Below are 19,657 nucleotides of genomic sequence, written 5' to 3' on the forward strand. Positions count from 1 at the left end.
CCTCCTACTCAAAAACAGGGTTACCATAGAGAAGACAACCATATCTAGACTTTAGAAAATCAATGATGTGTATTATAATGGATTATTTTCTAGTTGGATAATTATCAAACTATAAAACATCAGCGTGTTTCCTAATACCAATGAAGTAAATTACAAGTGTAAATAATATTTGAAGCAAAAATTCACTAACTATTATCGAGAGAGAAACACCAACAACTCCAGGGCTAGGACTTATAAAGAAAAATGGAGCTAATGCGGGTTCTTCTACAGCTAAAAACCATAGACTTGTATAGATTATTTGCGGCGTAAATATTAGTAAATAATAATTTTTAATAAACATGGAAAACGCTAGCCCCATGCAAACATATGCACTAGCAAATAATCCTCCTATAATATAAAAAACTACAGTGTATAAATAGGGTGATATGCTTAATAAATCCGAAAAAAGAGAACGGATATCTCCTTGAAATATAGTATCAGGAAGATAAATTGTTCCATTTACTAAACCTTTATAGCTAGTGGCATAAGATGTATAATCCCAGTGATTTGTAAACAAGTTAACAAGTATTACTCCCAAACATAGAGGTAGTACGAACATAAAAAAAGCAGTAGAAAAAGTAGTAGCAAACTTTGCTATGTAATATTTTCGTCTATCCATCCGCATAAAGATAAAATGTTGATAGCCGCTTTTTCTTTCACGAAAAATTGAGTCCGCAAGTGCAATAGAAATCAACAATGGAAATATTAAATAATACAATTGAGATGCGAAATTATTAGTAAAACCTAGCCATTGTTTATGTGGAGAAACAAAAATTAGCACATTCTCTACAATATGTTTTTCATAGTGTTGATTATAAATCCTCTCTGTTAATCGATACTCTTCGTTATGTTCTGTTACACCTATAAGCACTGCACTCACAACAATAAGGACTAATGTACAACCACTAAGATAAAAGTTTTTATTTTTAAATAGTTTTTTGTACTCAATAAGCATTGATATCCTCCTATTCAAAGACAGGGTTGTCCTAATCCTTGAATAGACAACCCCATCTAGACGATAGATTAAAGAATTACAATGATGTTTTATCAAAAGACAATAAACCACAATGAATTTTCTTTCTAATAGTTTTTCATGCGTAATCAGTAAAATTTATACGGTTATTTCGTTAGGGTTAACTTTTATTAATTTCTATTAAACGGAAGTGATTTTACCTATTTTTAATTCCTATTTGTCGGAAAGCATGTGCATTTTATCTTGTGTCTGGATAAAAGCTTCCTGCAATTTCTACTTTAACATGTACGCTTTTGTTATTTTCTGCAACAAGATTTACATCGTTACCTACAGCACTTTGATCTACTGTAAAGAAATGTGTAGTATTATCATTAACCTGTGTAACCGTTGAAGAGACCTTTTTCCCCTTAGCATCTCTAATCCACATACTTGCTGTGTAATTACCGCCAACTATAGAGTTTTCAACTTTTGATTGACTATTATTGTCCTTTGTCCCTGTTGCTAAATATATGTTCGCAGAAAACCTCGGCAATTCCTTCGCATAGGTGATAGCATCCGTCCCTGCACTTACTACACCCGCACTAACCAATAATCCTAAAGCACAAACTGTTGTTGCTAGTCTTTTCTTCATGTCAATCCAACTCCTTCTTTGTATTTTGATGAGAATAAACCAGAAGCAACAAAACAACGAAGCAACAAAAAACATATTTATAGAGAAAGAAGAGTATTTCATTCTCTAATTATCAATTATTATAAAATTCCAAACTTTCTATTTTCAATTTTTTTGTAAAGAAAAATCGAATTTAATTTACTGAAAAGTTCAAAAAAAATTAAAAATATAGGTAGATTTTGGAGGATGTTTGTCAATGTAAGGATAAGAGGAAACAATTTTCCCTAATACATAAAAAAAGCCCGAAAGTCAAAACTGACTTTCGGGCTTACTATATTATTTAGTAAATAGTGCAATAAGCTGGCGAGAACGTTTTCTTCCGAGAACGGCTTCCACTTCACTCAGTACTTCTTTTGGAATACCTAAAAAGAGCCAAGAAAATGAGAATTGCTCAAGATAAGGTCGAAGCTTCTTCACTTCTGACGTGCTAATTTCAAAACCTTCGGCACGCGCAATGGCAACTACTTCTTTATCAGTACTTTGAGATAATTGCTGCAAAAAATGAATACTCACAACCAATCCCTCCTTTTAAGTTTTGTTTTCTTTACAAATATTGAACATTCATTTATACTTACAACTTGTAAATCGTAATGATTTTGAATTAGAAAGAAGCGATCATGCATGAAAAAAACATTAATTGACATCGATAATGTGTCATTTCAATATGACTATACACAAGTATTGAAAAATATCTCATTCCGTGTGGAAGAAGGAGATTTTTTAGCACTCCTCGGACCTAATGGTTCAGGAAAATCAACATTATTAAAAATTATTTTAGGTTTATTGAAACCAATGTCTGGCGAAATTAAGTTGTTTGGAGAGCCAAGTGCAACATTTAAACATCGTGAATGGATAGGCTACGTTTCCCAAAAATCCAATGCCTTCAATTCAGGTTTTCCAGCAACTGTACAAGAGGTAGTCATCAGTGGATTAACAAAAAAATTAGGGCTATTTAAACGTCCTACAAAAGAAGTCAAAAACAAAGTATATGAGGCTTTAAAGGCAGTAGGAATGGATGCCTTTATGAATCAAAATATTGGTGAACTATCTGGTGGACAGCAACAGCGTGTCTTTATTGCACGAGCTTTAGTAAGCGAGCCAAAATTACTTATTCTGGATGAACCGACTGTCGGCATCGATCACGAGAATGTGCAGTCCTTTTATGATATGCTGGCGAATTTGAATAGGGAACAAGGAATTACGATGATTCTTGTCACACATGATGTTGATACAGTTTCAAACCGAATTAGCCATGTTGCTTGCCTCAACCAAACGATTCATTTCCACGGTTACAAAGACGAATTTGATTCTATTTCTCAGGATGCGCTTGACGCTTGGTACGGCCATTCCGTGAGAAAGATTCATTAGAAGGAGAAGGCACAATGATTGAAGCAATTATTAACTATGAGTTTTTACAAAATGCCTTTTTCTCTGGCTTATTGATTGGCATCATCGCACCACTTCTAGGGGTATTTATAGTCGTTCGCAGACTATCACTAATTGCAGATGCTTTATCCCATGTCACACTTGCGGGTATTGCTGGTAGCTTGTATGTAAGTCAATCTTTTGCTGCATTTGCAATGCTAAATCCTATTTACCTTGGTATTATAGCCTCAGTTAGTGGTTCAATATTAATTGAACGCTTACGTCGACTGTATAAGCACTATGAAGAGCTTGCCATACCGATTATTATGTCCGGCGGTATTGGAATTAGCGCCATTTTTATATCGCTTGCCAGTGGCTTTAGTACCGATTTAATGAGTTATTTATTTGGCTCCGTTTCGGCTGTCTCTAGACAAGATTTATGGGTTGTCATTGGCATTGCCATTGTAGTTATTGTCTTTTTATTTTTATTCTTTAAAGAACTTTTTGTGCTATCATTTGATGAGGAATATGCGAAAGCCAGTGGTCTACCAGCACGCTGGGTCCATCTTTTATTTATGATCGTGACAGCGCTCGTCATTGCAGCAAGTATGCGCATCGTAGGTATTTTACTTGTATCTTCTTTAATGACATTGCCAGTTGCTGCAGCAATGCGTCTTGCAAAGGGCTTTAAGCAAACGATTATTTATGCAATTGTATTTGGAGAGGTAGCTGTGTTAATTGGATTAGTAAGTGCATTTTACTTAGATTTAGCACCAGGTGGTACAATTGTTGTAACTTCAATTCTTATTTTATTACTTGTAATTATAGGTAAGAAAACGATGTTAAAGCTATCAGCAAAACAAGGGGAGGCAGCACAGTGAATATTTCAAGAGCGTGGGAAATTTTAAAAGAAAACGGCTATAAAAAAACAGATAAACGTGAGTTAATTTTAAATATGTTTGCAGAGACGGATAAATATTTAACCGCTCGAGATTTATTAGATGTGCTGAAAAAAGATTTTCCTGGTATGAGTTTTGATACGATTTATCGAAATCTCTCAACGTTTGTACAGCTTGGCATATTAGAAGAAACCGAGTTATCCAGCGAACGAAATTTTCGCATGCATTGTGAGTCTGAACATCATCACCATCATTTCATATGTATGGATTGTGGCAATGTGAAAGAGCTCAATCTTTGTCCAATGGAGATGCTTGGTGAAAAGCTTCCTGATTATGAAATCGAAAATCATAAATTTGAAATATACGGTAAATGTCCAGATTGTAAACATGAAACCCTGTCAAATTAATATTTGACAGGGTTTTATTTATTGTGAAGGAGTAATGTTAGAAGGAAAGGGCATAAGAAGACTACTACTATCTTCTTACAATACGGATAGCATCTATTTTTTTACAGTCAATAATAAGTGGTGTTGTAGAACCTGCTTCTAGGAAATAAGCACAGCAATTTCTTGCATTAAAGCTCACGAAAGTCAAACCAAGGAAACTAAGGCCGCCTGTTAAGAAAACATCTACTACAGTGCCAACTTCTAAACATTTTAATTGCTCACAGATACAGCTTCTGCAGTGATTCATTGCTCTATGACCTTTTTCTTCTTTGCACTCATGTTGTTTCTTTTGGTGACAGTTGCAAGGTTTTTGGCATTTACAAGGAGCCCAATTCATGTGTGTAACATATCTTCTATCTTCCATTTGATACTACCTCCTTTCTATAATTAATGTAAAGCTATTGCCTTACACTTATAATCTATGTTTTGTAAAAGCAAGGAGGTTGGTAATATGTCCGATAGACACTAAAAAAACTATTTTTTTCTTTAAAAAAATGCTTTGTAAGTTTATTTTATTTTGTAAATGTATGTTTGTACCAATAGCATTGTCATAAAGATAGAAGTCTATCATTGGGAAAATAGAAAGAATTTTTAGAAGAAGACAATACATATAAATTATAGAGGGGAGCAATCATGCCATTGTTTCAAAAAAACAAACGACGAATGATGCTATTTTAAGCAATCATTCGTCGTTGAATATTATTATTGGTGTTTTTGTTGGAATGCTACCATAAAGTCGCGTAGTGCTTCACAAGTTTCTAATGGAACAGCATTATATGTTGATGCACGGCAACCGCCTACTGAGCGGTGACCATTTAGTCCAATAAATCCAGCTGCTTTTGCTTCTGCAAGGAATTGTTTTTCTAGTTCTTCATCAGCGACGCGGAATGTGATGTTCATTAATGAACGACTTTCAGGCGTTGCATGACCAGTGTAAAAGCCATTACTGTTATCAATCGCATCGTAAATTAATTGCGCTTTTTCTTCATTAAGTTTAGCTATTGCCTCAACGCCACCTTTAGCATCTACCCATTTTAATACTTCACCTAACATATAAATACCAAATGTTGGTGGCGTATTGTATAACGAGTTACCATCAGTATGTGTTGTATACTTTAGCATTGTTGGAATGTCTTTGTTAGCTTTTTCTAATAAGTCTTTACGAATAATAACGACAGTTACACCAGAAGGACCAAGGTTTTTTTGCGCACCAGCATAAATGATACCAAATTTGCTGATGTCAACAGGTTTAGATAAAATGTCACTCGACATATCTGCTACTAAAGGAACATTGCCTGTTTCAGGGAATTCCTTCCATTGTGTACCGTAAATCGTATTGTTTGATGTGATGTGCACGTATGCATCATCTTCATTAAACTGAATATCTGATAATGCTGGAATGTTGCGATATTTATTTTCCTTTGTGCTTGCTGCTTCGACAGGAGTACCGAATAATTTTGCTTCTTTGAATGCTTTTTCAGCCCATGAACCAGATAAAACATAACTTGCTTTTTTATCTGCTTGAAGGAAGTTCATCGGCACCATTGTGAATTGCAGGCTTGCCCCACCTTGTAAAAATAGTACCTCATAGTTTTCTGGAATTGCATAAAGTTTTTTTAATAGAGCAATTGCTTCATTATGTACTTCGTCAAATATTGCACTACGGTGGCTCATTTCCATAATAGACATACCTGAATTACGGAAGTTTACTAATTGTTGTTGAGCGTTTTCTAAAACTTCTAGCGGTAGTGCAGAAGGGCCTGCGTTAAAATTGTATGCACGTTGTGTCAAAGTGGTACACTCCTTGTTTTGTTTAATAAAAGCACTTTACTGGATTATAACTTAATTTTCAAGAGAAAAAACAAAATTCTCAATATTTTATTTATGTAGGATGAAAATGAGCATTTTAGTGTCAGGCACGCACACAATTCGCACACAATACATGTTTGGCATGATGCATTTTTCTGAAATACTACATAGACAAAAAAATTTCGGTATACTATCGTTAAGTAATGAAAAGGGGTGTTGTTTTTATGTTTACAGTAGAACAAGCAAGTCTGATTGTCGTGGATGTGCAAGGAAAATTGGCAACGATTGTAGATGATAGCGAAACAGTTATTCAAAATGTGTCAAAACTTGTACAAGGTATGCAAGCACTGGATGTTCCGGTATTATGGTTGGAACAAAATCCAAGTCGATTAGGTGGCACTGCGCTAGAAATCGCAAAGCATCTTCAAGGGAATCCAATTGCCAAAATGGCTTTTAGTGCATGCCAAGAAGAAGAGTTCATTGAGGCAGTTAAAGCGAGTGGACGTACGCAATTTATTGTAACGGGTATTGAAACGCATATTTGTGTCTATCAAACAGCAAGACAATTGAAGGAGCAGGGGTTTGAAGTTGAGGTAGTTGTTGATGCCGTATCTTCTCGTACTAAAGCCAATAAGGAAATAGCAATAGATAAAATGAAGGCATTAGGCATTTTACCAACGAGCACTGAGATGATATTATATGAGCTTTTACAAAGAGCAGATCATACACATTTTAAAACGGTGCTACAACTTATTAAATAACAAAAAAACACAACAAGACGATGCGTTTTAGAGTGTCGACATAGGTTAGGATGAAATTTGAAGCAGGGGGCAAAGGTGTTTGTAAATTTGCTATTTATAATGAAGAAGAATTTAGCTTCTTTCTTTTACAATAGATCAAATTTAGCAAATAATAAGTTGATGGTAGCAGAGGCGGTGACTCTTGCGGGAACGCACGCAGCGTAAGACGCAACAAACCGCGCGCTTGCGAGGCTTGCGTCTTACTAAGTCGTAGCGGACATCAACGGCGCAGGAAAAAGTGTTAGATTGATTCCTAGTCAATCTAACACTTTTCCCTTTTATCACAGCCTCAAATATTTAAGCAGGCATTTCAGTTGGTGTTGGTTTCGCATAACCATTTTTGTACGTCTCATCAATAGTTTGGCGGATTTCTTTCAAGCTCATGCCATCTTTATGCATTTTTGCTGATTGTAATGCAATTTCTAAGCAAACGCCACAACGTGTACCATGATCGTCCCAGACGATTGTGCCATCTTCACGTTTTTCCTGAATGAAGCAATTTAAATTGCTTTTATGACCTGCGGATTCTCCACAGCCACAGTAGCAAGGCATCCACTCTAAAATGTCTGTTGATTGCCCGGCAATTTGGTAAACTAAGCGAATATTTTCAGTTTGGCTATCTAAAAATGATGGTAATACATCGGCACTAGCTGTTTCTTCCTGAATGTCTCCTGAAACGTGAGCATGTCCATCATGTGAAGCCTCATCTTGTGAATCATTCGGATTTTCTTTAATTGCTTTATCTGTCCCGCAAGCACTTAGTACGAGTAACAACAACGTAAAAATGGATACAAGTTTTTTCAAAACAAACGCCTCCTACATGTTTACAATATTTCCATTATAACATTGTCCCTGTCAATATTTATAGCAGACAAGGACGATTTTCAATGAAATATATCTAAACCACGTGTTTTGTTCATTAAAAGTTCCATTTTTTCGCCTAGTAATTTTTTTAAGAAAAAGCCAAACAGTATAAAAATTAGCCAAAAGCCTAACAAAAATGCGAGATCTACCCATACCTTCTGCCAAATGATGCCACCGACTGCCTCCCGCATCATTTCAATTGCATAAGTAAACGGTAAAAACGGATTGATTACTTGGAAAAACTTTGGTAATAACTCTACTGGATAGGTGCCTCCAGAACCAGCAATTTGCAAGACCAACATAACGATTGCTAGCGCCTTTCCGACATTTCCAAATACGGATACTAGCGTGTAGACAACAGTTATAAAGACAAAGCTAATGATTAGACCAAAAATAATAAAGAAGTAGGGCGCACTAATAGAAACATCTAATAATAAAGCATCGCCAATTGTAATAATCAATGTTTGGATAAATGAGATTGTTGCAAATGTCAGTAATCGCCCAAAGTAAATTTCACGAATACTATATTGTTGGTTGTCGTGTATATTGACCGCAAGTAGTGAGATAAGTAACAAACAACCTACCCAAATAGATAGCACCGTATAAAAAGGCGTCATTGCTGTTCCATAATTCGCGATTGGAAACATTCTATGTTCTTCTAGTTGTACAGGTTCTTCAAAGAAATTCCGTTCAGCATCGACATCGTTCTTTAGTAATTGAACAATTTCAGAAATATCGGTTTCATTTTCTAGTGTTCGAAGCTTATTAGCAAGATCGGTAATTTTTTTGCTTAGCGTTGGAAAGTCTGACTGAATTGTAGAAATCGCCTTATTGGCTGTTACGAGCGTATTTTTAGCATTGCTTAACCGTTGTTGAGCCTGTGGAAGTGAGCTTTGAACCTTCGTTAGCATTGTTGATGCATTCGTTAAAGTATCTTTCGCACCATTCAAAGTTGTATGAATTTGCGGCTCCAGATTTTCTGAATAGTAGCTAAGAAATTGTTTTAAATTGTCGGCAGCATCTTGGGCAATTTTTTGGACTTCAGCAATATCTTTTTTTATCTTTTCCTCATCGATATTATTTATTTGCCGTACTTTACTTGTTATATCCGTTAATAAAGCATTTAGTTGACGCAATGAAGAGAGCGCACCCGTCGAAGAGTCGGTAATTGTAGGATTAGCTTGTAACGCTCCTTGTATAGACTCTAATTGCTGAATAATAGCTTTATTATCATCGTTAGAGCTGTTTTGTTGAAGTGATGTAATAACATTTTGAAGCGAATTTTCAAGTTGTTTACGAGATGTTGCATCTGCCTGTGTGAGTTTTTGTAAAGCCTCCAAAGTCTGAATGCTACTGTTAACTTTATCTAGCGAAGACGTTAATTGTTGTTGCAGTTCGTCTTTAGACTGCTCTAATGTCGATGTATCTGATGTAACATTTTGCAATTTTTCTAAAAGATTTGTGAATTGCTGTGCAATTGTTTGCGCACTTTCTAAATCCTTTTTAACGATTGGCGAGAGCTGATTGAACAGTGTATCTGCTTCATTGATTAGCTTTAAACCACTTTGAATAGTTGTAAGACCATTATTCGTGATTTTCTCTATTTTAGGAATTTCACTAATAGTAGTGTCTAACAATTTTTCAGCATCTTTTCCACCTGTTGCAGTTTTTGCTAAAAAGGACTCAATATCAGGTAAATGTTGTTCAATCGTAAAAATATACTGTTCAAATTTTTTAAAGTCTGGAAGTTCATGCTCTATTTCAATACCAATTGTATTGAACATCGAAAAAAGGGTGCCATTTACCGTTGATATAAACTCACTTGAAACTTGTTGGGTAATAACGCCAGCGCCTTTACTCGTAATTTTAGGGGCAATGGGATTGATTTTTTCGTTTACATAGTAGTCAATATGCGCTTTTGTCGGTTCATCTGTCAGAATGGATGTTAGCTTCTCGGAAAAGTCACTAGGAACGATAAGTACTGCAAAATAGTCTCCATTTTTTAATGAATCGAGCGCTTCTTGCCTAGGGGTAAAATACCAGGAAAAACTATTATTTTCTTTTAAATTAGTCATTAACTCCTTTCCTATATTTAGATCTTCTCCTTTAACAGTTGTCCCGTCATCTTCATTTACTACAGCAATTTTCATATTGGCAGTGTGAGCGTATGGATCCATGGAAGCGTAAATATTAAGCCATGCATAAAGAGAAGGTAAAAAAATGAGACCACCAACGATAACAGCAACTACCCAGTTTGATAAAATATTCAGGATATCACTTTTGTAAATTCGAAAGACATGTTGGAAAGTGTGTTTCATAGTTAAATTTCACTCCAAATTCATTTTGAGCTTATAGTAGTATGTTTCCATAAATGCACTGAATTATGTTTGAATAGTTGGAAAATTTAATATGAAAGACTAATTAGTTTACTAGGTTCTAAAAACACTTTATAATCAATCCCAAATACACTAAAAGTAGGACATTTTTGTGTTAAATTGGAGGAGTTTAATTGAAAAAATTACTAATTATTGGATCGGTTATTGTTGTATTATTTGCAGCAATTATTGTGCTTACCAATGTATCGAACAAAAACAAACTTGCTAGTGCAAATAATCCGTATGGTGACAAAAAGTTAACACAAGAAACAATCGATCAATTAGATGATGAAAATTACCAAAATATTATGTTGCCTGATGAGCTAGAAAAGAAAATTAAAGACGGAGAAGATGTGAACGCATACTTCTTTAGTCCAGTTTGTGTACACTGCCAAGCGTTTACCCCAGTGTTAATGCCTATTGCAGATGAACTTGGTGTAAACATTGCTCAATTAAACGTATATGAATATACAGATCTATGGGATAAGTATGGTATTGAAGCAACACCAACTTTCATTCGTTTTGAAGATGGTAAGGAAGTAACACGCTTTGTAGGTGCTTTAGCAGAACAAGATTTACGCTCTTTCTTAGATAAAGAAGTGTTAAAAAAATAACGCTTGTAAGAGACTGATCCAAAGGAAATATTGGACAGTCTCTTTTTTTATAGGATTGGTACATATTAATATAAGGTGAGCTCACGAACACTCTGAGTGATGGAAGTGGGCATTTCACATAAAACGTAGTTTGTTTACGATACGGAATATGTATAATGTATACTATAAAGACTGTAAAGTTTTAAACTGGAGGAAATTTGTATGACAATGGATGATTACTTTTATAATGGAGAGCTGATGAAATGTTATGAGGCAGCTCTGCAAGTAACAGAAAGCCCAGAAAAGGCATTAGCTATTAAATATATAACTTTACTAGAGGAGTACGACTTTGCTACATTCCCTAAGCCAACACTTTTAGTAGAAATACAGCATAAGGAACGTGCGAATGAAAGTTACCCTGAATCCGATGCCGTTGTAGAAATACGTGCTCTAAAAGATGAAGCTGCATTTTCGAAGCGTGTTAAAGAGCTTGAGGAAATAGCTAAAACAGGGACAGCAATTGAAAAAGCACAATCGTTTTTCACACAGGGTGAGCTGTTTTTATTTGCACATCATTATAATGAAAGTGTCCATTGCTTCAAACAAGCAGTGAAAGAAAATCCGAACAAGGCTTTATACTGGGGAATAACAGGTCAAACAATGCATCGTTTTGGCTGGATGCCTTTTGATGCACTTGGTTATTTGGAACAAGCCATTAATTTAGATCCAACGAATGCACGCTGGAAGTGGAATAAAGCACTTGTACTTATTCAACTTGCAAAAGATTTACAGATGGCTCCCTTTATGGCCAATGCGGCGATTGCATTAGAAGAAGCGATTGTTTCTTGCGACGAGCACCAGCGTTCTTTAAAAGATGCTATTCAAAATACAATTGATAATATGGATAGTTATGTATTCTCATAAACTGATGCATAATTACATTGTTTTTTAATTAATAAGACTGAAGACAAACTCGAAAAATTCGAGTTGCCTTCGGTCTTTCTATTTTTAATGGAAAAATACTAATATGGAAGAGGGTTATAATAGGAATTTAGTAATTCCATTAAATTTTCATCGTTACTCAATAGAGACTATAAACAAAATTTTCTTTTGATTGAAATTTAGGTATATCATGGTAATCTATTAGTAGAATATTAGCTTTAAATTATATATAAATAATGAATTACTTATGGGCAAAGAGAAGGTAGGGGTCATCTTGTGGGAAGTAAATAAACAATATTCTTTTTTGAGGCAAGGGATTCAATACATTATATACTCCATTGTTATTTTGCTAATTATCGGTTACTGGAGTGAAGAATTTTACGCGATTTTCGGAAAGCATAATTATGTTTCAATTCATTTACTAATGGAAATCCTTATTATTGTTGTAACAATGACAATTGCAATACAGTCGTGGTTAACGACACCTTATATTTTATCTAAGAAGACTTTATACATAGGTGCTTTATTTTTAACTTGTAGTTTTATTGAAGTGGCACACGCACTTGCTTACAAAGGGATGCCATTTTTTATTACGGAGAGTTCTAGTTATGCCGCAACATGGTTTTATATAATTGGTAGATTAGTATTGTCCTGTGGAATCCTAGTCATTTTTTGTCTAAAGGATAGACCTATTCAAAAAAATACTTATCGATGGTTTATTTATTGTACGCCATTATTTGTGATTGTTGCTTTATTTATGCTGATTTACGCACCGAATCCTATACTACCGCCACTTGTTATTGATGGTGTTGGTCCAACAGCTTTGAAAAATTCATTGCAGTATATAGCAATTGTATGTCATATCGCTATCATGTTCCTATTATTAAAAAAATTCAACAATGCGCCTAAAATCATTTTTCTATTACTAGGGAGTGCTATTTATTTAATAATTAGTGATATTCTTTTTACAATATATCGAGACGTCTACGATATTAAAAACTTTTTAGGACATATTTTTCAATTGAGTTCATTTTATCTTCTTTTTAAAGCAGTTTATTTCTCCTCTATAGAAAAGCCGTTTCGGGAATTATTAGAAATGCAAAAACATCTAGAGAAATCTAGAGAAAAGATGCATCACATGGCTTATCATAATGAAGTTACAAATTTACCAAATGAACGTTTTTTAATGGAATCATTACAAAAAAGTTTATACAAAACCAAAGGCAATAAGGCTATTTTGGCTGTAGAAATCGAACGGTTTTCAGCGATTAAAGCTTCACTGGGTAGTTCATATGCAGATAGATTGCTCAGTATGGTGGCACAAAGGATGAAGGATACCTTACCTGAAAAATATTTATTAAGCATGCTACGAGAAGATTGTTTTATTGTTTTTATTGATGAGGCGAAAAATACACAACGTATTATGCAGCTTTGTAAACAACTGCAGGTGGCCATGTTGGAGTCTTTCCAAATCCAACATTTTTCATTGAATGGGAATTTAAATATCGGGATATCTTTATTCCCCACAGATGCGTATAAGGAAGAGGAGCTCGTAAGGTTTGCTGTTTATGCGATGCATGAAGCTAGTAAAGTGCCTTCACGCATATTATTTTATGAAACTTCAATGTCGAGCGATATTACCGAGAAACTTATTTTAGAAAATGATTTACATCATGCAATTGAAAATAATGAGTTATTGCTGGAATATCAGCCACAGGTTGATTTGCAGACTGGACAAATTCTATCTGTTGAGGCATTGGTCCGTTGGCAACACCCTCGCAAGGGGATGATTTCACCAGGCGTCTTTATTCCAATTGCGGAGGAGTCAGGGATAATTATTCCGATTGGGCAATGGGTGTTAGAAACAGCGTGTCAGCAAGTGAAGGAATGGGAGCGAGCAGGGTTACCGCCCATCAAAGTTGCGGTCAATCTTTCGTTAGGTCAATTGTTTCAACAAAATATAGTGGAGATGATTCAGCATGTCCTTGAACAAACAGAATTAGATCCAAAATATTTACAATTAGAAATTACAGAAAGTATGACGATCAATATAGATCATATGACAATGATTTTACATCAATTAAAGGCACTTGGTGTAACAATTGCTGTAGACGATTTTGGGACAGGTTACTCATCGTTATCCTATTTAAAGGATTTTCCAATTGATTGTTTAAAAATTGATCGTTCCTTCGTCCAAAAAATTCAAAGCGATGATACTGATAAGGCTTTAGTCGATATGATATTATCTATGGCTAAGCATCTCCGTTTAAAGGTAGTTGCCGAAGGTATTGAGGAAGTAGAGCAGCTTAATTATTTAGTAGCTGGTCATTGTGAAACAGTACAAGGCTTTTTATTTAGCAAGCCATTACACCCAGCATTTTTGCAAGAAAACTATCAAATGCTTCAACATAATGCACAAAATATTTTAGAGAAATTACATGTGTAGTTTGGCGTAAAATAAAAACATATTAATAGACTATGCATGTTGTGTGAAGAGGAAGGTGCGATACTTCAAACAACATGCTGCTGGAACAAAAAGTGTTAGATTGACTGCAATCAATCTAGCACTTTTTTGTTATTGATGTCCGCTACGGCAAATGCTTTCCGCAGGAACACCTGTGCGAGGTACCCCTATCTGTTCTAAGCAGGACACACCCCCTAAGCTTTAATCAACTCAACAAAAGGCATAAAGAGCAAACTAATGCGTTTTGTATTAAAAATATAATTTTGGTTAGAACTATAATGAATGCTATTTGTAAAATTATAGCGGCGTTTACGAGATAAATTTATTGCAGGATAAGGAATGAAAGATTGGAGTTTTGACGATGGATATTATGCAAAAAGCAATAGAGTTGCACAAGGAAGCACGAGGGAAAATGGAGATTGTTGCTAAGGTGCCAGTACAGGATACATATGATTTAAGTCTTGCTTATTCACCTGGCGTTGCACAACCATGTATCGAAATCCAAAAAAATCCTCAAGCAGTATACGATTACACCATTAAAGGAAATCTAGTTGGCGTTGTTACGGACGGCACTGCAGTTCTAGGTTTAGGTGATATCGGCCCAGAAGCGGCATTACCTGTAATGGAAGGGAAAGCAATTTTGCTAAAGCGTTTTGCAAATATTGATGCATTTCCTATTTGTCTCGCAACTAAGGATGTTGATGAAATTGTAAGGACTGTTAAGGCAATCGCTCCAACTTTTGGTGGCATTAATCTTGAAGATATTTCAGCACCAAGATGCTTTGAAATTGAAAATCGTCTTCGTCAAGAATGTAATATTCCTGTATTCCATGACGATCAGCATGGGACGGCGATTGTAGTAGGAGCGGGCTTAGTTAATGCATTGAAAATTGTTAACAAAAAACCAGAGGACATGAAGGTAGTCATTAATGGGGCGGGTGCTGCGGGAATTGCGATTTTACGCATGTTAATACAACTGGGATATAAAAATGTAGTAATGTGTGATACAAAGGGGATTATTTATAATGGTCGTAAAGAAGGGATGAATAGCATCAAAGACCAAATTGCAAAAATCTCAAACCCGCTAAATTTAAAAGGGACATTAGAGGATGCCATTGCAGATAGTAATGTTTTTATTGGTGTATCAGTAGCCAATTTATTAACAAAAGGTCATATCGAGTCAATGAACGAAAATCCGATTGTTTTTGCCCTAGCAAACCCTAATCCAGAAATCACTTATGATAATGCGAGAGCATGGGGCGTTCGTGTCATGGCGACTGGTCGCTCGGATTACCCTAATCAAGTGAATAATTTGTTAGCGTTTCCTGGGATTTTCAGAGGGGCATTGGATGTGCGCGCCACAGATATAAACGAGGCAATGAAGATAGCAGCAATAGATGCTATTGCATCATTAGTATCTGAAAAGGATTTATCAGAAGAATTCATCATCCCAAAATCAATGGATGAGCGCGTAGCAAGTGTTGTCGCAAAAGCTGTTAGTGATGCAGCAATTGAGTCAGGCGTATCAGTATTATTCCAATAACCTCATAGCCAAACCTAAACGTTGTCCATTTCTTTCTATTCAACAATCATGGTATGATAGAGAAGAAATGATTTGTTGAGATAAGGACGGGTTTTTATCATGGCACAAGAAGTAGCGAATAAATTTATTGAAAATGTATGTCACCATTTAGTACGTAATATGAATATTGAAAAGGTCGAGCAACACTTTAATCAGACGATTGAAATGCAACGTCAATCAGCATCATCTAAAACGGATTTTTGGGATATGCTGATGGTAAATATGCTGTATTTCACTGATAATGAGCAAGTTTGGGAAAATGAGCTTATCAATATGCTAGAGAAAAAACAATGGTTAAAACCAGCAGTTCTGGAAGAGGAATTGCTTATGCATCAAATGCGGATTCGTCAGCAAGTAGCTGAACGGATGGAGATGGCAAAAGAGTTATTCCATCAACAATATGAAACAGATGGCTTATCAGAAGAAGATATTATCTATGATTACGCATATAGCTCTGCTGGACATTCGATGCGCATGGATTTACTAACAGTACTAGTATCAACGCCTGCGCAATCAAAAGTATTATTTGACGCTAATCCACAGGAAACACTGCGCATCATTAACGGTTATATAGCCTATCATACGGACGGTCTTATATCAAAAACAAACTTAAAATAAAGTGCCAGGCACTCAAACAATTCTGAATAAGACGCAACAAACCGCGCACAAGCACGGGTTGCGGCTTACGTGTGTGCCCGAGGGAAGCGAAGTCGATTTTTCCTATTTATTTGAAGTGCCAGTCACTCAAACAATTTGGATACAATTTTAAATTCCATCCCATGGCTAATAGATAAATGAATATATAACCAAGTAAAAATCCACGGAGACTCTTGCGGGAACGCACGCAGCATAAGACAGCAAACCACGTACAAGCGAGGGTTGCGGCTTATGTGTGTGCCCGCGGATAGCAAAGTGGATTTTTACGCTTTAGAAAGCTAGAAATTAACCTTTATAAAAAACAACATCTGTGCAGGATAATCGGGCAATATGATAAAATAGGACTGAGTTTACTTGAAAGGAATTATGTCCATGAATACACCATTTACATTTAAACATACACAACCAACAAATCTGGACCCGACTAAAAAATATCCAGCTATTTTTCTATTGCATGGCATGGGTAGTAATGAGGATGATCTACCGCAATTAGTACAAGAATTTCAAAACCAATGTCATATAATTAGCGTAAGAGGTCCTATTACACAAAAACCTGGCTATGCCTTTTTCACAATTCAGGAAGTTGGAAAACCAGATCGAGCTATTTTTGACAAAGTGTTAATTGCTCTTCAACGCTTTATGTTAGAAGCTATTGAAGAGTTTCAAATTGACCCTCACAAAGTATATGTACTTGGATTTAGTCAAGGTGCGGTTTTGGCACAGTCATTAGCTTTTGTTATGGGCAATTTAATTACAGGCATTGTAGCATTAAGCGGATACACGCCAAAATTTGTCACTGAGGAGTATGCAATTCGTACAGTTAATCATCTACATGCCTTTATTTCTCATGGCGATTATGATTATGTTATTCCATCTCAATGGGGCGTTGAAAGCAAGGAACTATTTGAACAATTCGGTGCATCTGTTACATTCAAACAATATCCAGATGGACATGGTGTTACGCCGGAAAACAGACAAGATTTAGTGATGTTTTTAACACAACAATTACAAGAGAACATGCAGTAATGATAGAAAATAAACGGCATCGGGAATAAACTTCTCGATGCCGTTTAATATTTATGCTTTATATAGAAAGACTGCGGTCCTTATCCGTTACAGCCGCAACTGCATCGTGGATTGTCGTTTCGAAATGATTGCTTTGCAGTGAAGATACGCCCTGAATTGTCGTTCCTCCTGGAGAACATACTTGATCGACAAGTGCCCATGGGTGTTCTTTTGATTGTAAGATCATTTTCGCACTGCCTAATACAGCGTTCGCTGCTATATCAAGTGCCATATTTTTAGGCATACCTTCACGCACAGCTGCTCGAGCTAATGCATCAATATACATATAGGTGAAAGCAGGGGAAGCCCCACCAATTGTCGTAAAGATGGAGAATAGGTGTTCAGGTACTTCAATAATCGTGCCAATTGTTTCAAATAATGTTGTAATGAGTCGAAGTTGTGAATCTGTCACCTGCTCATTTGTAGTGTAGCAACTTGTTGATGCGCCAATAAGGGCATTGATATTTGGCATAACGCGAATAATTGGTGTGGACTCTGAAAGGTAGCCTTGGAAGTAGTTGAGATTTTTACCAGCAGCAATGGAAACAATCATATGCTTTTCTTGTAAATGGTTTTTAACTTCTGGCAAAACATCAGGTAACATTTGTGGTTTTACACCTAAAATAATGACATCACAATTTACCATCAGTTCCTCGATGGAAGTTGTCGCTTGTATGCCATAAGAGGTTGCAAGTTTAGTTGTTTTAGATTTTGTACGATTATAGCCATATATATAAGAGGAATCAAAATCTCCGCTATTGCACATTCCTTTTATAATGGCTGTGGTCATATTACCTAGACCAATAAATCCGTATTTCACGTGTTAGACACTCCTTCAATTAAATAGAACATACCTATTAGTATAGAGCAGATTGTTTTTCTTGAATAGCATTATGCAGGAAAGAAGGCAATTAGGTTCAAATTCATGCTAGTCGGTGGTATCATAGAAGAAGTTGTGATTTGGCTTAAACCTATTTCATTCATGAAATCATGTACTTTATGTGAACTTTGAGACATAGCTGCCCTAAAAGGGGTAAAATAATAATTTGATATGTTGAATGCAAAAAATGTCTCTTTCTATCGAAGGACGCATATAGAAATTATAATAGAAAAGGAATTAAGAGGAATGGAACAAAATCTAAAAACGGATCAAAATCCACAAACTGTAGAAAAGACAATAGAGAAACACTCACTCTCTAATGTTTTAGCACAAACAGTTAAAACAGGTATTATAAAATCCAATTTAATTCCTATGTGGGCTGGCTTGACGCTAGGGATGTATAAAAATAAAATGACGCTTTTGGACAATATACCAGAAATCATTTTTGCAACAGTTGGTTCAGCACTTGTTATCGGTGCTGCCGGTGCGTTTAATAATGTGTATGACCGTGATATAGATGCCATTATGCCACGTACGAAAAATCGTCCTACAGTAACAGGTGAAATGTCAGCAAAAACAACGATGATTTTAGCAATCGTTATGCTAATTGTTGGAATAGGTGTATTAGCACTAGCATCACCACTAGCAGCATTATTTGGTTTTATTGGTGTCTTTTTATATGTTGTACCGTATACAATGTGGACAAAACGTCGCACAATTTATAATACCGAAGTAGGGAGTATATCAGGCGCTGTACCACCTTTAATTGGTTGGGCGGCAGTATCTTCAGATATTACACACCCAGCTTTAATGGGTCTCTTTTTTGTCATGGTCATATGGCAAATGCCACACTTTTATGCGATTGCTATTCGAAAGCATGCAGATTATGAAGCGGCCAATGTTCCGATGTTACCTGTAATAAAAGGGATGCGTCGAACTTATTACCAAACGAACTTTTATTTAATATTGCTAATATTATCTAGCTTTTTATTTGGTTCGTTAAGTATGGGTATTATGCTAGTAGCACTTATATTAAGTGTCGCATGGCTTGCAATGAGTATTTACGGCTATCATAGCAATAAAAATCAAGAGAAGTGGGCGACAAAAATGTTTGTGTTCTCACTTTTGCATATGACAATTCTCTTCTCAACAGTTATTATTTATTCGCTAGCTGGGGTTATATTTAAACTATATTAACTGTAGTTATAGGTGAAACTAAATAGAAAAGCCAACA

At 35.7% G+C, this 19,657-nt stretch carries 19 protein-coding genes; 11 read left to right on the plus strand and 8 right to left on the minus strand.

Going from position 1 to position 19,657, the window contains the following annotated elements; genetic code table 11:
- Positions 1–109: 109 nt before the first annotated feature.
- The 3 genes from ACIQXJ_RS04100 to ACIQXJ_RS04110 form a co-directional block, all read right to left on the minus strand.
- Positions 110–994, minus strand: a complete 885-nt coding sequence (locus ACIQXJ_RS04100) for an NADH dehydrogenase FAD-containing subunit (protein WP_401010460.1) — start codon at positions 992–994, stop codon at positions 110–112.
- Positions 995–1,250: 256 nt separating this feature from the next.
- On the minus strand, positions 1,251–1,643 hold the full coding sequence (locus ACIQXJ_RS04105; RefSeq protein ID WP_403049956.1) for a hypothetical protein: 393 nt from the start codon (positions 1,641–1,643) through the stop codon (positions 1,251–1,253).
- 315 nt (positions 1,644–1,958) lie between these two features.
- Positions 1,959–2,195, minus strand: a complete 237-nt coding sequence (locus tag ACIQXJ_RS04110; protein WP_172772040.1) for an endonuclease IV — start codon at positions 2,193–2,195, stop codon at positions 1,959–1,961.
- 108 nt (positions 2,196–2,303) lie between these two features.
- Between ACIQXJ_RS04110 and ACIQXJ_RS04115 the strand changes: the two genes are divergently transcribed.
- The 3 genes from ACIQXJ_RS04115 to ACIQXJ_RS04125 are packed head-to-tail and all read left to right on the plus strand — an operon-like array spanning position 2,304 to position 4,353.
- Positions 2,304–3,050, plus strand: coding sequence for a metal ABC transporter ATP-binding protein (locus ACIQXJ_RS04115; RefSeq protein ID WP_403049959.1), 747 nt, complete (start codon positions 2,304–2,306; stop codon positions 3,048–3,050).
- Positions 3,051–3,064: 14 nt separating this feature from the next.
- Positions 3,065–3,928, plus strand: a complete 864-nt coding sequence (locus tag ACIQXJ_RS04120; protein WP_403049962.1) for a metal ABC transporter permease — start codon at positions 3,065–3,067, stop codon at positions 3,926–3,928.
- Positions 3,925–4,353: a Fur family transcriptional regulator gene (locus ACIQXJ_RS04125; RefSeq protein ID WP_172772037.1), complete on the plus strand. Its 429-nt coding sequence runs from the start codon at positions 3,925–3,927 to the stop codon at positions 4,351–4,353. Before ACIQXJ_RS04120 ends, ACIQXJ_RS04125 begins: the two co-directional genes overlap by 4 nt.
- 67 nt (positions 4,354–4,420) lie before the next feature.
- Here ACIQXJ_RS04125 and ACIQXJ_RS04130 read toward each other — a convergent pair whose 3' ends face one another.
- Positions 4,421–4,756 (minus strand): hypothetical protein, encoded by a 336-nt coding sequence (locus tag ACIQXJ_RS04130; protein ID WP_403049965.1) that lies wholly within the window; start codon positions 4,754–4,756, stop codon positions 4,421–4,423.
- A gap of 338 nt (positions 4,757–5,094) precedes the next feature.
- Positions 5,095–6,183: a 3-phosphoserine/phosphohydroxythreonine transaminase gene (gene serC, locus ACIQXJ_RS04135; protein ID WP_403049968.1), complete on the minus strand. Its 1,089-nt coding sequence runs from the start codon at positions 6,181–6,183 to the stop codon at positions 5,095–5,097.
- 242 nt (positions 6,184–6,425) lie between these two features.
- Between serC and ACIQXJ_RS04140 the strand changes: the two genes are divergently transcribed.
- On the plus strand, positions 6,426–6,962 hold the full coding sequence (locus tag ACIQXJ_RS04140) for a hydrolase (protein ID WP_403049971.1): 537 nt from the start codon (positions 6,426–6,428) through the stop codon (positions 6,960–6,962).
- Between the two features lie 336 nt (positions 6,963–7,298).
- Here the strand turns inward: ACIQXJ_RS04140 and ACIQXJ_RS04145 are convergent, their stop codons facing one another.
- Positions 7,299–7,805: a PCYCGC motif-containing (lipo)protein gene (locus ACIQXJ_RS04145; RefSeq protein WP_401010444.1), complete on the minus strand. Its 507-nt coding sequence runs from the start codon at positions 7,803–7,805 to the stop codon at positions 7,299–7,301.
- A gap of 80 nt (positions 7,806–7,885) precedes the next feature.
- Positions 7,886–10,183: a YhgE/Pip family protein gene (locus ACIQXJ_RS04150; RefSeq protein ID WP_403049974.1), complete on the minus strand. Its 2,298-nt coding sequence runs from the start codon at positions 10,181–10,183 to the stop codon at positions 7,886–7,888.
- 191 nt (positions 10,184–10,374) lie between these two features.
- Here ACIQXJ_RS04150 and ACIQXJ_RS04155 point away from each other — a divergent pair, with 191 nt between their 5' ends.
- The 6 genes from ACIQXJ_RS04155 (at position 10,375) to ACIQXJ_RS04180 (ending at position 17,504) form a co-directional block, all read left to right on the plus strand.
- On the plus strand, positions 10,375–10,854 hold the full coding sequence (locus ACIQXJ_RS04155) for a thioredoxin family protein (protein ID WP_403049977.1): 480 nt from the start codon (positions 10,375–10,377) through the stop codon (positions 10,852–10,854).
- A 201-nt stretch (positions 10,855–11,055) separates the two neighbouring features.
- Entirely contained in the window at positions 11,056–11,757 is a 702-nt protein-coding gene (locus ACIQXJ_RS04160; protein WP_403049980.1) for a tetratricopeptide repeat protein, read from the plus strand.
- A gap of 292 nt (positions 11,758–12,049) precedes the next feature.
- On the plus strand, positions 12,050–14,221 hold the full coding sequence (locus ACIQXJ_RS04165) for a bifunctional diguanylate cyclase/phosphodiesterase (protein ID WP_403049983.1): 2,172 nt from the start codon (positions 12,050–12,052) through the stop codon (positions 14,219–14,221).
- A gap of 379 nt (positions 14,222–14,600) precedes the next feature.
- A complete protein-coding gene (locus tag ACIQXJ_RS04170; RefSeq protein WP_403049986.1) occupies positions 14,601–15,782 on the plus strand; it encodes an NAD(P)-dependent malic enzyme in 1,182 nt (393 codons plus the stop codon).
- A gap of 99 nt (positions 15,783–15,881) precedes the next feature.
- Positions 15,882–16,439: a hypothetical protein gene (locus ACIQXJ_RS04175; RefSeq protein WP_403049989.1), complete on the plus strand. Its 558-nt coding sequence runs from the start codon at positions 15,882–15,884 to the stop codon at positions 16,437–16,439.
- 411 nt (positions 16,440–16,850) lie between these two features.
- Positions 16,851–17,504 carry an alpha/beta hydrolase gene (locus ACIQXJ_RS04180; protein ID WP_403049992.1) on the plus strand — a complete coding sequence of 218 codons (654 nt, stop codon included), beginning with the start codon at positions 16,851–16,853 and terminating at the stop codon, positions 17,502–17,504.
- Between the two features lie 58 nt (positions 17,505–17,562).
- On the opposite strand, the gene proC is transcribed toward ACIQXJ_RS04180, so the two are convergent.
- Positions 17,563–18,363, minus strand: a complete 801-nt coding sequence (proC, locus tag ACIQXJ_RS04185) for a pyrroline-5-carboxylate reductase (protein WP_403049995.1) — start codon at positions 18,361–18,363, stop codon at positions 17,563–17,565.
- A gap of 306 nt (positions 18,364–18,669) precedes the next feature.
- Here proC and cyoE point away from each other — a divergent pair, with 306 nt between their 5' ends.
- Positions 18,670–19,620 carry a heme o synthase gene (gene cyoE, locus ACIQXJ_RS04190; RefSeq protein ID WP_401010428.1) on the plus strand — a complete coding sequence of 317 codons (951 nt, stop codon included), beginning with the start codon at positions 18,670–18,672 and terminating at the stop codon, positions 19,618–19,620.
- The last annotated feature ends 37 nt before the right edge of the window (positions 19,621–19,657 follow it).

The sequence above is a fragment of the Lysinibacillus sp. NPDC097868 genome (assembly GCF_044761135.1).
Taxonomy (GTDB): domain Bacteria; phylum Bacillota; class Bacilli; order Bacillales_A; family Planococcaceae; genus Lysinibacillus.

What these genes read in the sequence shown, in the direction of transcription:
- ACIQXJ_RS04100 (WP_401010460.1), bottom strand. Translation starts at nt 994, where the DNA reads ATGCTTATTGAGTACAAAAAACTATTTAAAAATAAAAACTTTTATCTT.
- ACIQXJ_RS04105 (WP_403049956.1), bottom strand. Translation starts at nt 1,643, where the DNA reads ATGAAGAAAAGACTAGCAACAACAGTTTGTGCTTTAGGATTATTGGTT.
- ACIQXJ_RS04115 (WP_403049959.1), top strand. Translation starts at nt 2,304, where the DNA reads ATGAAAAAAACATTAATTGACATCGATAATGTGTCATTTCAATATGAC.
- ACIQXJ_RS04120 (WP_403049962.1), top strand. Translation starts at nt 3,065, where the DNA reads ATGATTGAAGCAATTATTAACTATGAGTTTTTACAAAATGCCTTTTTC.
- ACIQXJ_RS04130 (WP_403049965.1), bottom strand. Translation starts at nt 4,756, where the DNA reads ATGGAAGATAGAAGATATGTTACACACATGAATTGGGCTCCTTGTAAA.
- ACIQXJ_RS04140 (WP_403049971.1), top strand. Translation starts at nt 6,426, where the DNA reads ATGTTTACAGTAGAACAAGCAAGTCTGATTGTCGTGGATGTGCAAGGA.
- ACIQXJ_RS04150 (WP_403049974.1), bottom strand. Translation starts at nt 10,183, where the DNA reads ATGAAACACACTTTCCAACATGTCTTTCGAATTTACAAAAGTGATATC.
- ACIQXJ_RS04160 (WP_403049980.1), top strand. Translation starts at nt 11,056, where the DNA reads ATGACAATGGATGATTACTTTTATAATGGAGAGCTGATGAAATGTTAT.
- ACIQXJ_RS04170 (WP_403049986.1), top strand. Translation starts at nt 14,601, where the DNA reads ATGGATATTATGCAAAAAGCAATAGAGTTGCACAAGGAAGCACGAGGG.
- ACIQXJ_RS04175 (WP_403049989.1), top strand. Translation starts at nt 15,882, where the DNA reads ATGGCACAAGAAGTAGCGAATAAATTTATTGAAAATGTATGTCACCAT.
- ACIQXJ_RS04180 (WP_403049992.1), top strand. Translation starts at nt 16,851, where the DNA reads ATGAATACACCATTTACATTTAAACATACACAACCAACAAATCTGGAC.
- cyoE (WP_401010428.1), top strand. Translation starts at nt 18,670, where the DNA reads ATGGAACAAAATCTAAAAACGGATCAAAATCCACAAACTGTAGAAAAG.